Genomic DNA, 14,180 nt, shown 5'->3' with positions numbered 1-14,180 from the left:
TGTACTCCTCCCTTACTTATTGTTTCAATAATCGTTTTAGCGCTTCTTTAATATATTGATCCGTTGTCATCGTTTCCTTCATTAAAGCCGGAACAATTTTTTTGATTTCTCTTTCTGCATAACCTAATACTTTAAGTGCTTCAATCGCTTCATCAAGTGCTTCTGAACTTTGGGATTTGACTTCTTGTGCGTCCAAATCTGCAAATAAAGAAGGAACGGCATCTGGTACAATATCATGCAGCTTTCCTTTTAAGTCTAGAATCATCTGTCGAGCTGTTTTTTTACCTACTCCCGGAAACTTAACTAAAAACTTCTCGTCTTCCTCCTCTATGGCTTGGACAACCTGCGCTGGATTGCCTGAAGCTAAAATAGCTAAACCACCTTTTGGGCCGATTCCTGACACGCTAATTAACTTCATAAATAAATCCTTTTGTTCTCTCGAAGCAAACCCGTAAAGTGCAATTACGTCTTCTCTTACGTATTGGTAAGTGTAAATTGTCTTTGGTTGTTCATCAATTGAAAACACATATGGATTCGGCGTAAAAACTTGATAGCCTATTCCGGTGTTTTCAATTACTACATACTCAGGATTTATATATGTAACAGGGCCTTTGATATAATCAAACAATAAGCTCTCTCCTTAATCACGTACGCGCGGGCAGTGACCTTCAACCTTACCTACGAAGAATCCTGCCCGCATCGTTCTCTATTTTCCTTTGAAGTTGCTGTTTAAAAAGACGTTCAAGACAACGTGTGCCTCTTTTCATCTTTGTCTATCTATTTTTAAAATAGCTGTAAAAGATAGAACCGCCCACTTTTATTAGTGAATGACCTTTTAAGGTATATACAATATTAGACTGCTGAATACCATTTTAACATATCGTCAAAAGCAAATAGAAGCAATTTAGAATGTTGCATTCAATAATTATTTTACCATACTAAAAAACGGCTGCTTGATGGAAAGCGGCCGCTGCTGAAGCTGATAAATTTTATAGAAGTTAATGAGGGAAAGGTATTCATCTTTTGATTGAACGCGAATACCTTTCTTTAATTGTTCATGCTGATAGCTTTCAAGCCTTTGGATATCAATTTGAAAAAACGATTGGATAATGTGCTGTGATGAAGCTGGTTTGCCCTCAAATGCTGAAAGGATACCGTTAACAGAAAGCCCTACGTAGCCGTTCTCTTTTAAAATAGGTGAAATATCATCTATACTTGTTCTAAAAACTAACTCTTGATCCGTTTCTTTAAGCAGTCGCCAATTTTTATATTTTTTCATTAATTGTTTTTTAGTCATAGAAGGACTTTTAATCATCTCTTGACTTACGACTCCATCTACATATACACGCTCAAGAAATAATGTCATCGGCTCCCTCTCATTCGCATCTGCACGGTACGGCATTATACAAAGCACAATACTTACTAGCATTAAAAAAGCTGCTTGATGAATGACTTTCTTCACTCACCTTCACCTCACACGTTAATCATATTCTTTTTAGGATGATCTAAAAAGGTTTTGTAAAAATCTACACTAATAGTTTGACCTACTTATTTTCTTTTATCCTCTTATTTTATTAAGCAGATCCCTTTCAAAACGCTATGTGAAGAAAACATGGAGTATTTGTTACATTTACATACTGTTTGTAAAATTTCCTCTTGAACGTTTTAATTAAATTTTTGCCGGGTATGTACATAGTGGAAGTAATTGTAAGGACTTCTATTATCTATTTTCATAAAAAAGGGAGCTGAAGCAATGAAAATGAATAAACGTGTAGTCGGAACTTTTTTTTCAGAGAAAGAAGCTTTGGATGTTATCCACAATTTAAAACGTCAAGGTTATCGAGAAACAGATATTATGGTTATTTCCAACAGTAAAAGCAATACATTTCAAATAAGTCACGATACCAATGTAATTATTGAAGCTGGTTCACCTGCTGTAAGTTCATTAGCTGGTGTCATGATGGACAACTTTTTTACCATGATGACAGGCGGCATGGGGCTCAAACAAGGAAACGGCTTGAAATCAAAATTAATCCGCATGGGCATACCGGATATCTCAGCCGTCCAGTGCGAAACGGATGTAGCTGCTGGTAAAATACTAATTTTAATAGATGCCGTAAGCTCTGAACAAACGCCAGCCTACGGAACCTACACAGAACACAACGAGCATAGAGCTGTCCAACTACGTGAAGAAAAATTAGATGTCTTAAAAGAACGCGTCCAAGTCGGTGAAGTAAAACTTCACAAAAAAGTAATAGAGGAAGAAAGAACTGTACACGTTCCTGTTACGAGAGAAGAGTTTTACATTGAACGCCGCCCTGTAATTGACGGAGACTATAACGCTGGGCCACTTACAGAAGATGAAATTATTCGTGTTCCAATCATGGAAGAACGAGTAGAAGTAACCAAAAGACCAGTTATTGTTGAAGAAGTAATTATAGGAAAGAAACTTATTCAAGAAACAAAGGAATGGACTGAAACGATTAAGAAAGAAGAAGCAAGCGTAGAACCGGATGGACTTGCGAATCCTGAAGTATATGAGAATATGATGAACTATACAGATCATACTTACGCTCAAGTTTCTGCAGCTCTAGCAAGCGACGTGGAAGCAGAATACGAAAATAGTCAGATAACTAACAACGAGAAGCCAAACACACAAGCTAACAAGACAAGCTCTTCTGCACAAAGTGTAAAAAATACTAAAAGTGTCGCTACGGCACCAGCAGATACAAAAAAAAGAGAAGGTCGCCTCAAACAAAATGAAACTAACGCCCAAAAGGAAGAAGCGGAATCCAAAACAACAAGCAAATCTGCTTCTAACAAGAAAAATTAATAGTTACATGTTCGAGGAATAGCTGCCTGGCTTCAAACGGCAGCTTTTTTATATGCATTCTCATAAAAAAACAGCCGTCCTTCGCAGACAGCTGCTTCTTCATTTAACGATGTTTATGATTGACATTCTCATCAACTGATTCAAACAGACCATTAAAATTAGTTTGAATCGTATTTCGATCTTTTCCATTTCGAATATCATCATCAAGAGAACGAGCATTCATAAATACATCATGATCTACTTTTACTTGAACATTATAGTCCTTCGCCATAGGCTTTACTTTATCAAGCACGTTTTGTTTTAAACGGCCGTTATTTATGTCTTTGGCAGGATCTACAGCAACTAATAGCTGATCTCCACGGACAACGGCGCGGCTGTTTTCTACACCTTTAACACTGGCTGCTCGATCAGCCACTTTTTCTGTAAAATCTCGTGGATAATCTTCACCATAATACATATTAGCAATGCCATTTGTACGTTCATTTGTATTATTGATGTTTCCATAAGGGTTTGTAGGATTGTCAAAACGTCCATCGCTTACGTTTAACGGATAGTTAGGCGTACCATTCCCATCTAAAACTTCAGTCATTGGACCTTCCGGATTATCTATGCGATGTTCATTTGCTTTTTCATTTGTATGATAACCAACAGGCTGTGTCGTATCTGTATAGCGCTGTTCCATACCTTGGTCTTTGTTATTGCAAGCGCCAAGTCCCATCATACATGCAAAAGCTAAAGAAGTTGCTACATACCTATTCAACATAATCGCCCCCTAATTTAAGCTCTATTTACTCTGAGCTTACTATTAGGATGAAAAGACGAGCCGTTTATTATTCGATGAAGTGTTTATAAACTCTTTACATGTCATGTAGGTTTTGTAAGTGCTGGTAAATCACTCGATAAAAACGTGTACGCTGTGACCATTCTTCAACTGATTGCTGCATTAAACTTTGGCGTTTTGCCCATGATAAAGAAGAGGCGTTTATATTCCAGTTTCTCATCAGCATTGATGGAAACAGCAAGGAAGCAAGAAAAAAACGCTGCTTGCTTAATTCTTTTATTTTCGGGTGTTGAAGTAATTCTTTCATCGACCACTGTACATAAGGTAAAAAGCGCTGGACGAGCTGAATATAGTCATAAAGAGCAGGAGCTTTAGCCGATAAATCAAAATCAATCATGACAATACCCAAATGGTTCGTTTTTAAGAAGTTGTGTGAAGCAACATCACCATGAATAATGGAGTAGTTTAACCGACTGTCCCTAAAACGCTCCATTAAAACTAAAGCTCTTTCTCCCCAAGTCACAATGTCTTCATACACATGAAATTGATTAAATTCTCTAAATATGGGCGATGCTTCTTGAAAAGAGGAAAGCCGCTTTTTCCACTTTAAAATAAGATCATACTTAGGAAGCTTTGTATACACGGCCATTTTCTTTTTCTGAACATCTCTATGATAGCGGGTCAATGCTTGTAATACTGCTTCCCGATCCTGAAAACTTTCATATGTTATCTCTTTTACTTGCTTAACAAAAGGCAACATCGCCCAATACAAATGACGGTCCTTTATATAAAGTTCACCTTCTGGGTAAGTTTCGAAGTTAACTGCATACTCTTGCTGAATCTGAGATAAAAAATGATAGACATGTTCAATTTTACTTTTGTCTCTGTATGCTTTTATTACCTTTTTTCCTTTATTCGTATCCGCTATGATGACATGAGGCTTTTTCATACGATACGTCTCAACTTGAATACCCTTTTTTTTCAAATAGAGAAAGAGACGATTTAAATTAAAATCGTCTCGTGTATAATAATCAATCCTCATCTTCGTCATACTCATCATACTCTGGAATACTAAATGCATTTGGGTCAAACGCAGGATACGACGGTACGCCAATCATGCCGTATGGGGCTGGATAGAGTGCCCTTGGATCTTGAAAGCCATAAGGTACCGGCTGTTGATACTGTGGATACGGCTGCTGTGTGGCATAATCATATGGTCTTGGTTCTCCGCAGCCGCAGTCTCCTTGCTGCTGTGGGGCATATTGCTGCCCATAGTTATAAGACGCGTTTTCAAAACCATCGGAAGAACTTTCATAATGTCCACCTGCCATGGTTCCCTGCACTTGTGGATACATCGGCGCTTGGTGATAGGCTGGATAAACTGGCTGCTGGTATCCCCATGGAGGCGGACAAGGTGAACATTGTACCGGTCCATAGCAGCTGTGTGGCATCATTGGATACATCGGCATCGGGGACATATGAGCACCCATTGCATGTTCTTCAAACGATTCGTTTTCATGACCGTGATGATACATTGGAGCCTGTTGATACATTGGCATTGGATACGGCTGCGGTGCATACATTGGCGGAGGACACGGCATGTAATTAAATCCGTAGCCCGGCATCACAGGCGATATTGGCATGATTGGGTAACATGGCATTTGCGGAGGCATTTCTATACTCTCCATCTCAGGACTTTCTGGCGATTCGTGCTTTGGCAGTTCTTTTGGTGCTTCTTTTTTTGGAGCCTGCATCGCCATATTAACTGTGTAATAGTTGTTAATATCAATCTCAGGTGCAATTGGTTTTAATTTAGGAAGTTTTGGCGCAACGGGCATTTCTTTTTTCGGCTGCACAATAGGTGCTTCTTTTTTGGGCTGTGCGACCGGCGCTTCTTTCTTTGGCTGCGCAATCGGCGCCTCCTTTTTTGGTTGAGCAATCGGTGCTTCTTTCTTTGGCTGTGCAATTGGTGCTTCTTTTATAGGTTGCATAAACGGAGTTTGAGCAGGCTGATTAGCTGACTTTTGCTCATCTGAACTCTCGTCAATTTCCGTTACTGGATAAGCTTTAGTGGATTGGTCACTATAAGGGTGTTGAACCTTAGGCATTTCTTTTATACCAGGTGAAGGAGCTCCTTCTTTTTGAACAGGCACTCCGCTTGTCGGCACTTTAATTTTCATTCCAGGCATGATCATGTCTGGATTGCTTAATTGAGAATTCGCTTTTTTTAACTCATCAAAATTAACCCCATACTTTTCAGCGATTTTCCAAAGGGTATCCCCTTTTTGAACGATATGGATTTTCAACGTCATTCCCCTCCCGAGTAGAGTCTCTGCCATCTATATGTGCAAAATCAAAGTAAGTTCTGTTTGTTCATCACAAGATATGCCTTGAACCATTTTTTTATTCATTTTGCCCACAGTTTGGTTCAAGTTTTTATGATAAAGAAAAAAAGACTTATCAACACAAACAATATGTCAATAAGTCTTCTTTTAGACCTTCTCTTTTTAATTGTCTTAAAAATCTTTATGCTCGTTCTAGCATATTCGTTAGCGCTTTGATAGCACCTTCTGCTGTATGCCCATCTACCTTTATTTGATTCACTTCGATTCCTTCTTCAATGCTTTCTAAAGCCCATAGCAAGTGAGGTAAATCAATTCGGTTCATCGTCAAACAAGGACACATGTAAGGATTAAGCGAAACAATTTCTTTATCTGGATGGCTTTTAATAATCCGCTTTACTAAGTTCATCTCCGTACCGATGGCCCATTTGGATCCTGAAGGAGCTTTTTCAATTGTATCAATAATATATTTTGTAGAACCAGCATAATCTGATTTTTGCACCACTTCATATGAACACTCGGGATGAACAATAATATTCATCTCAGGCTGCTTCTCACGTAAATAATCAATATTTTTAACCGTAAAATTTTCGTGCACAGAACAGTGACCTTTCCACAGAATTACCTTGATGTTGTTAATGTTCCCTTCATATTCAAGCATTCCTTCAATAGGATTCCAAATGGCCATTTCATCTAGCCCAACACCTAAATCATGAGCTGTATTTCTGCCCAAGTGCTGATCCGGCAAAAAGAGAATGCGCTCTTTTTTAGAAAATGCCCACTCCACCATATTCTTAGCATTTGAAGATGTTACTGTTGCACCGTCGTGCTCGCCGACAAAAGATTTAATTGCAGCTGTAGAATTCACATACGTAAGTGGAATAATCGTATCTCCGAAAAGCTCCTGTAAGACAGGCCAGGCTTTTTCTGTTTGCTGAATAGTGGCCATATCAGCCATTGAACAGCCAGCTCGCATATCAGGTAAAATGACTTTTTGATTTTCATCTGTTAAAATATCAGCTGTTTCTGCCATGAAGTGAACGCCGCAAAACACAATATGCTCAGCTTCTCTATTTTCGGCTGCTATTTGAGCCAGCTGTAAGGAGTCTCCTACCGCATCTGCAAATTCATACACTTCGTCTTTTTGATAGTGGTGACCGAGCAGAAACAATTTGCTTCCAAGCTTTTTCTTAATTTCTATTACTCTTCTCTTCATTTCATTTTCTGTGAGCTCCGTATATTTAGCGGGTAGCGTTTGCTGCTGAAGCGTTTGTAATAAGCTCATAATTTTCTGTTCCCCTTTCTGTTAGTAAGTCCAAGCTGATATCGATGGATCCTGCTGAATGCGTTAAAGCTCCAAGTGAAATATAGTCCACTCCGCTGTCTCTAAAAGAATGGAGCGTGTCAAGTGTAATCCCACCGGATGCTTCTGTGATAATATGAGCGGGAACCAGTGGTATCCAATCTTTAATGACTTCTGGAGAACAGTTATCAAACATAATGACATCTGCTCCTGCCTCTATTGCTTCTAGCAATTGACTTTTGCTTTCAATTTCTACTTCCACCTTAACCATATGTCCAACCTGCTGCCTTACTTTCACAACAGCTTCTAAGATAGATCCTGCATGGGCAATATGATTATCCTTTAACATGACGCCGTCATACAACCCAAAACGATGATTATAACCTCCTCCAGCACGAACAGCGTACTTCTCTAACATTCGCATACCAGGCGTTGTTTTTCGCGTATCACATATGCGCGTATGTGAGCTGTTAAGCAGCTCTACTGCTTTATGCGTCATCGTCGCAATGCCACTCATTCTTTGAAGTAAGTTTAAAATCACCCGTTCACCGGTCAAAATAGATCGAACAGATCCTGAAACTGTAGCTATTTTATCTCCAGACTTAAGGACATCTCCGTCTTTTTTCTCGAAATCTACTTTCACATTAGGATCTATTAAATAAAATCCTTCTTTAATTAATTCCACTCCTGCGATAATACCTGTTTGCTTTGCTGTAAACACAGCTTTTCCCTGATCATACGGAGAAAAAATAGCTTCACAGGTTATATCTCCATCTCCAATGTCTTCTATAAAAAAAGACTGCAATACTTTTTGTAATTTTAATGTGTTCATTGTGCTACCTTCACCTTTCTTTCTAGGTTTCCCTGCTTATAAAGCCAATGATTGTTTTGTTGAAATAGACGATTGCTGAATAATTCGCTTATTCTCCCATTCTTGCTTTTCGTGCGGAAAGTCACTTCGATAATGACCTCCTCTACTTTCTTTTCTCGCAAGAGAGGACTTAGCAATAAGCTGACCTGCAGTTAGCATATTGCAGATGGTTGCAGCTTTCCGAGAATATATAATTTCTTGGTCAAGAGATATTCCATCCAGATAATTTGTGAATTCATGCACAATGGTAGCCAATTCGTTTTCATGACGAATTATTCCTACACAATTCATCATTTTATGCTGAATTTCTCTTGTGGCAGGTAGTATTTTAGGCATGTCTTTATAGACGTAACGAACAAGGTTATAACGAGATGTAGTTCTCGCTTTATGTAAAATATGTCGCCCCGTCCGTTTTCCAAATACAAGACACTCTAACAATGAGTTGCTTGCTAGACGATTTGCTCCATGAACGCCTGTAGAAGAAACTTCCCCTACCGCATATAATCCTTCAACACTTGTTTGTCCATAAGCATCTATTTCAATTCCACCCATTAAAAAATGTGCACCAGGAGTAACAGGTATTCGCTTTTTGTCCAGTTGAATTTTATACTTTTTACACAATGCCGTAATAGTAGGAAACTTTTGTTCAAACTGAGACACTTTTTCAATATTTAAAAATACGGCGCTTCCTTTTTTGATTTCGTTAAAAATCGTTCTTGCTACAACATCTCTTGGTGCTAAATCCTTAAAGAGATGAACGCCTTCCATTATGCGTTCATTCCGATCATTTACCAGTACTCCACCTTCACCTCGAACCGCTTCAGATACGAGACCTCTTGCTTCCTTTTGGTGCAAAAGGGTCGGATGAAACTGAACAAATTCTAAGTCGGCTAATTTTGCTCCAGCTCTGTATGCAAGCACTAACCCATCTCCAGTCGCAAGCGGCTGGTTAGATGTATGCTTATACAAAGCACCGATTCCGCCGGTGGCAATAATCGTTTGGTCAGCATCATATATAGTAATTTTGTTATTTTTATCTTGTCCAATAGCACCTCGGCAAGTTCCTTCTACAGTCACTAAATGCTGAATCATTTCGTCTTCAATCACTGTAATATATGGCAGTACTTCTTTTTTCAAAAAAGCGAACAGCGCTTGTCCTGTTGCATCCCCACCGGCATGCAAAATACGATTCATACGATGGGCTCCTTCTTTTCCAAAATGCAGCGTACCATCTGGGTTTTTATCAAACTTCATTCCTTTGTGAATCAATTCATTTACCACCGCCGCACCTTCTTCCACTAAGGTGCGTACCGCTTGCTCATTGCAATGCTTATTGCCCGCAGCCAACGTATCATAAAGATGTTCGCTCCAGTGATCGCTACTTCCGATAGCAGCTGCTACTCCCCCTTGAGCAAGAACTGAGTTATTGGAGTTAATTTTTCCTTTCGTTACCATCACGACTCTTTGATGACGACACAGTTCATAAGCTGCAGAAAACGCTGCTAATCCGCTTCCAATAATTAAAACATCCGCCTTAAACATTTTACACCTCTTTATTTACATGTGTCTTGACACCTATATTTACATATTATTTAATGAAAGACAAGAAGTTTTTTATCGGAGGGACAAAATGATTTATTTGGACTATGCAGCAACAACGCCAATGAGACAAGAAGCGATTGAGGTATATACTGAAGCGGCGAAAAACTATTACGGAAATTCCAGCAGTCTTCACACACTTGGAACACAAGCAGAAGATCTGCTTACGCTATGCAGAAAAAAATTAAGCTTGTTAATAAATTGTCGAGAGAATGATCTTTTTTTTACAAGCGGAGGGACCGAAGCTAATTACTTAGCTATTCATTCTCTTTTAAAAGGAAAAACTGATGAAAGAAAACATTTAGTTACAACGAAGCTTGAACATTCTTCTGTGCTTCATACATTGCAGCAGCTTGAAAAAGAAGGTTTTTCGTTATCTTACGTACCCATAGATCAAAATGGAGTTGTATCTGTAGATGATTTAAAACAAACTATTCGATCCGATACTGCCCTAGTAGCCATTCAGCATATCAACCATGAGCTCGGTACGATTCAACCTATTGAGGATATTGGCCATTTTTTATCAGAAAAAAAAATTCTCTTTCACTGTGATTGCGTTCAATCTTTCGGCAAGCTTCCTATTGACGTTAAAAAACTGAAAGCTGATAGCATCTCAGTCTCTAGTCATAAAATTTACGGACCAAAAGGTGTAGGAATGGTATACATGAATTCAAGTTCTTCTTGGAAGCCTATTTACCATAAAGCTACTCATGAAAAAGGATTTCGTCCTGGAACCGTTAATACCGCCGGCATTGCTGCTTTTACTACGGCAGCTGAATGCGCATATGCAGAAATGCAGACAGCTCAAAGTCATTACGAGCGTTTAAAATCGTACTTACTAGAAAAGCTAAAGCCTCTTTCTCCTTTTATTAAAGTAGAAGGCCTTACGAACTCTCATTTTCCTGGAATTATCGGCCTGACATTTTCAAACATACAGGGTCAATATGTTATGTTACAATGTAATCGTCACGGAATTGCTATATCCACAGGAAGTGCCTGCCATGTAAATCAGCAGGAACCATTAGCTTCTTTGCTTGCGATTGGCAAATCGACTGCGGATGCCCAGAATTTTGTACGTATTTCATTCAGTCAACATTCAACATTTACGCATATTGATCGACTTATATCCGTTTTTCATTTATTACAGCAAGAATTTATGACAGTGTAAAAGGAGGGGTTAAAGATGCCAGGAACTCAAAAGAAAATTCTTGGAGAAGAAAGAAGAGAACTTATTCTCGAATGGTTGAAAACAGAGAATAAACCAATGACAGGCAGTGACCTTTCTAAACGAACGAATGTTAGCCGCCAAGTCATTGTACAAGATATTTCGCTGCTTAAAGCTAAAAACGAGCCCATTATCGCAACAAGCCAAGGATATATTTATATTCAAAATCCATCTCAAGCTACCGTTCATCAGCGAATTATTGCCTGTCAGCATACGCCAGAAGATGCTGAAAAGGAACTTCTCCTACTTGTTGACCACGGCGTTCTCGTGAAAGATGTAACCGTTGAACACCCTGTGTATGGTGAATTAACGGCTTCCGTTATGATTCAAACCCGAAAAGAAGTAGAAACGTTCATTGAAAAAATTCAAGAGACAAACGCAACTTATTTATCTCAGCTAACAGATGGGATTCACCTTCATACGATTGAAGCAGATACAATTGAAAAACTGAATGCTGCCTGTTTAGCTCTTGAAGCGGAAGGATACTTAGTTTCAAATGAATAAAAAGTTGTTATAACAAAAAAATCCCGCTTTAAAGCGGGATTTCTGTTTCAAGTAGTGTATGCGGATAGCTTCCTAAAAGTACTACGCTACAGCCTAGTGCCTCAAGTTCAGCCATAGCCCCAGGTATTAATACTTCATCCATTTTTTGTTCAATATCAACGATAAAGAAATAGTTTCCAAGCCCTGTTTTCATAGGACGGGATTCAATTTTAGACAGATTCAGCTTGCGCCAAGAGAAAGCCGAAAGCACTTGATGAAGCGCTCCTGCCTGATCAGATGGAAGTGTAATCATTAACGTTGTCTTGCACCCATTTCCAGCTAAAAATGGTACCTCTTGCGCCCCATCTTTATGCAAAATAACAAATCTTGTTGTATTATGATCATAATCATGAATGTTCGGGCGGGCAATATGTAATCCATATTCATGTGCTGCTAATCCATTAGCAATGGCCCCAATATTAAGCTCAGGGTGTTCACTTACATACTTAGCTGCAAACGCTGTTGATGTCATCTCTTCAACTGAAGTTAACGTACATTCTCCGTGTAAAAATTTATGACACTGCGCAATTGCATGAGGGTGAGAATAAATCGTTTCAGTGTTTTTCCACTGTTCTGCACGAGATGGATGAACCATCAAATGCTGACGAATTGGAAGGACAATTTCTCCAACAACCGGCAGCCTACGTTCATGAATAAGATAATCAAGTGTTAAATTTACAGATCCTTCAAGTGCATTTTCTAACGGTACAATTCCATACTCAATTTCTCCGTTATCCACTGCATCAATGCATGCTGGAATTGTTTTGTACGGAATATGGTCGTGCTGTTTAAATACGCCTTGGACGGCTACATGTGTAAATGTTGCCTTTGGTCCTAAATATCCTACTTTCCCCACAATCATGCCTCTCCTTATCTATATCTGTTTACCATTATGCCCCTGAACCAAGCACGTCCACTTTATCTACAAACTCTAAGCTTTTTAGTCTTCGCAGCATTTCATTTAATTCAACATTCATGCTTGCTGTATCTAATGAAAGTGTTACGTTGGCACGCCCTTGTAAAGGAATGGTTTGGTGAATCGTTAAGACATTGCATCCGGATGATGCAACCGTACTCAATAAATGTGATAAAGTTCCTGATCGATCTTCAATATGAAAAAATAGTGAGATAATGCGCTGTTTGACAACCGTTTGAAATGGAAAGACCGTGTCGCGGTACTTATAAAAAGCACTGCGACTCAAATCTACGGCTTGTACAGCATCTGCTACCGACTCAGCTTTTCCCCGCTCAATTAACAGCTTCGCATCCAATGTTTTTTTCATCGCTTCTGGTAATACATCTTCGCGAACTAAATAAAATTGCTTATCGCTCTTATGCAAGTAAAGCCCCTCCCCTTATCCTATGAACAACAATTAGTCAATAAATTCAAATTCATATTCAAACAGCTTTACAATATCGCCATCTTTTGCTCCGCGTTCACGAAGGGCTTCATCGACGCCCATGCCGCGAAGCTGGCGCGCAAATCGACGAACTGATTCTTCACGTGAGAAGTCAGTCATCTTGAATAATTTTTCAATTTTTTCCCCGCTTAATACGTATGAACCATCGCTATCACGCGTAATAACAAATTCCACTTCTTTTTTCTCATGTTTGTAAAGTACGCGGTGCATAGATAGGTCTTCCTCTTCTTGCAGTGGAAACTCCGGCGTAGTTTCTACAAGATCAGCGACTGTAAATAACAGTTCACGGATTCCATCACGTGTTGCTGCAGAAATTGGAAAGACTTTTACTTCGTCTCCTACTTTTTCTTTGAATACAGCTAAATTCTCTTCAGCTTGCGGGATGTCCATTTTATTTGCTACTACTACTTGCGGACGTTCTGTTAAACGCATATTATACTGACGCAGCTCTTCATTAATGGTTAAGTAATCTTCATATGGATCACGGCCTTCTAAACCTGACATATCGATTACATGGACAATAACGCGGGTACGTTCAATGTGACGTAAAAATTGATGACCTAATCCTACGCCTTCATGTGCACCTTCGATTAACCCCGGTAAATCTGCCATAACAAAACTGCGATTGTCTTCTGTTTCAACTACTCCTAAATTCGGATTAATTGTTGTAAAATGATATTCAGCAATTTTTGGCTTTGCAGCAGACGTTACGGATAATAACGTTGACTTTCCAACACTTGGAAAACCAACTAATCCTACATCGGCTAATACTTTTAATTCAAGAATTACATTTCTCTCTTTACCTGGCTCTCCATTTTCTGAAAGCTCCGGTGCTGGATTTGCAGGCGTAGCAAAACGCGTATTCCCACGCCCTCCGCGTCCACCTTTGGCAATTACTGCGCGCTGGCCGTGTTCAACTAAATCAGCAATCGTTTCATTCGTATCTTCATCTAACACAACGGTACCTGGTGGAACTTTTACAATCATCGGCTCAGCGTTACGTCCGTGCTGTCCCTTTGACATTCCATGCTCACCGCGGCTTGCTTTAAAGTGACGCTTATAGCGGAAATCCATCAGCGTACGTAATCCTTCTTCTACTTCAAAGATGACATCTGCACCGTGACCACCGTCACCACCTGCAGGTCCTCCTTTTGGTACATACTTTTCGCGACGGAAGGCAACCATTCCATTTCCTCCGTCGCCACCTTTTACATATACCTTGACCTGATCTACAAACATTTCTTTTCCACTCCGTTCTATAT

Annotated in this window: 14 protein-coding genes; 3 read left to right on the top strand and 11 right to left on the bottom strand. The window is 39.3% G+C overall.

Annotation, left to right across the window (positions count from 1 at the left end):
- Positions 1 to 16: 16 nt before the first annotated feature.
- Positions 17 to 628, bottom strand: coding sequence for a Holliday junction branch migration protein RuvA (gene ruvA / locus ACLHDF_RS14320; protein ID WP_413919406.1), 612 nt, complete (start codon positions 626 to 628; stop codon positions 17 to 19).
- A gap of 297 nt (positions 629 to 925) precedes the next feature.
- On the bottom strand, positions 926 to 1,462 hold the full coding sequence (locus ACLHDF_RS14315; protein ID WP_413919405.1) for a BofC C-terminal domain-containing protein: 537 nt from the start codon (positions 1,460 to 1,462) through the stop codon (positions 926 to 928).
- 291 nt (positions 1,463 to 1,753) lie between these two features.
- Here ACLHDF_RS14315 and ACLHDF_RS14310 point away from each other — a divergent pair, with 291 nt between their 5' ends.
- Positions 1,754 to 2,833, top strand: a complete 1,080-nt coding sequence (locus ACLHDF_RS14310) for a YsnF/AvaK domain-containing protein (RefSeq protein WP_413919404.1) — start codon at positions 1,754 to 1,756, stop codon at positions 2,831 to 2,833.
- 103 nt (positions 2,834 to 2,936) lie between these two features.
- Here ACLHDF_RS14310 and ACLHDF_RS14305 read toward each other — a convergent pair whose 3' ends face one another.
- The 6 genes from ACLHDF_RS14305 to nadB form a co-directional block, all read right to left on the bottom strand.
- Entirely contained in the window at positions 2,937 to 3,596 is a 660-nt protein-coding gene (locus ACLHDF_RS14305; protein ID WP_413919403.1) for a YhcN/YlaJ family sporulation lipoprotein, read from the bottom strand.
- A 94-nt stretch (positions 3,597 to 3,690) separates the two neighbouring features.
- Complete coding sequence (locus ACLHDF_RS14300; protein WP_413919402.1) at positions 3,691 to 4,665, bottom strand: phosphotransferase; 975 nt, start codon at positions 4,663 to 4,665, stop codon at positions 3,691 to 3,693.
- The gene (gene safA, locus ACLHDF_RS14295) at positions 4,646 to 5,926 is read right to left on the bottom strand and encodes a SafA/ExsA family spore coat assembly protein (RefSeq protein ID WP_413919401.1); all 1,281 of its coding nucleotides are present in this window, start codon (positions 5,924 to 5,926) and stop codon (positions 4,646 to 4,648) included. Before safA ends, ACLHDF_RS14300 begins: the two co-directional genes overlap by 20 nt.
- A 214-nt stretch (positions 5,927 to 6,140) precedes the next feature.
- Entirely contained in the window at positions 6,141 to 7,241 is a 1,101-nt protein-coding gene (nadA, locus tag ACLHDF_RS14290) for a quinolinate synthase NadA (RefSeq protein ID WP_413919400.1), read from the bottom strand.
- A complete protein-coding gene (nadC, locus tag ACLHDF_RS14285) occupies positions 7,198 to 8,091 on the bottom strand; it encodes a carboxylating nicotinate-nucleotide diphosphorylase (protein WP_413919399.1) in 894 nt (297 codons plus the stop codon). The genes nadA and nadC overlap by 44 nt, the downstream gene beginning before the upstream one ends.
- Before the next feature lie 36 nt (positions 8,092 to 8,127).
- On the bottom strand, positions 8,128 to 9,672 hold the full coding sequence (gene nadB / locus ACLHDF_RS14280) for an L-aspartate oxidase (RefSeq protein WP_413919398.1): 1,545 nt from the start codon (positions 9,670 to 9,672) through the stop codon (positions 8,128 to 8,130).
- 88 nt (positions 9,673 to 9,760) lie between these two features.
- Between nadB and ACLHDF_RS14275 the strand changes: the two genes are divergently transcribed.
- Positions 9,761 to 10,897 (top strand): IscS subfamily cysteine desulfurase, encoded by a 1,137-nt coding sequence (locus tag ACLHDF_RS14275; RefSeq protein ID WP_413919397.1) that lies wholly within the window; start codon positions 9,761 to 9,763, stop codon positions 10,895 to 10,897.
- Positions 10,898 to 10,912: 15 nt separating this feature from the next.
- Positions 10,913 to 11,458, top strand: a complete 546-nt coding sequence (locus ACLHDF_RS14270; RefSeq protein WP_413919396.1) for a transcription repressor NadR — start codon at positions 10,913 to 10,915, stop codon at positions 11,456 to 11,458.
- 28 nt (positions 11,459 to 11,486) lie between these two features.
- Here ACLHDF_RS14270 and pheA read toward each other — a convergent pair whose 3' ends face one another.
- The 3 genes from pheA to obgE are packed head-to-tail and all read right to left on the bottom strand — an operon-like array spanning position 11,487 to position 14,157.
- Positions 11,487 to 12,359 (bottom strand): prephenate dehydratase, encoded by an 873-nt coding sequence (gene pheA, locus ACLHDF_RS14265; protein WP_413919395.1) that lies wholly within the window; start codon positions 12,357 to 12,359, stop codon positions 11,487 to 11,489.
- Positions 12,360 to 12,387: 28 nt separating this feature from the next.
- Positions 12,388 to 12,837, bottom strand: coding sequence for an ACT domain-containing protein (locus ACLHDF_RS14260; RefSeq protein ID WP_013059332.1), 450 nt, complete (start codon positions 12,835 to 12,837; stop codon positions 12,388 to 12,390).
- A gap of 33 nt (positions 12,838 to 12,870) precedes the next feature.
- The gene (gene obgE / locus ACLHDF_RS14255; protein WP_413919394.1) at positions 12,871 to 14,157 is read right to left on the bottom strand and encodes a GTPase ObgE; all 1,287 of its coding nucleotides are present in this window, start codon (positions 14,155 to 14,157) and stop codon (positions 12,871 to 12,873) included.
- Between the last annotated feature and the right edge of the window lie 23 nt (positions 14,158 to 14,180).

Origin of the sequence: Priestia megaterium, assembly GCF_046599315.1 — a bacterium.
GTDB classification, from domain to species: Bacteria; Bacillota; Bacilli; order Bacillales; family Bacillaceae_H; genus Priestia; species Priestia megaterium_F.
This window is presented reverse-complemented; position numbering and strand designations above follow the sequence as displayed.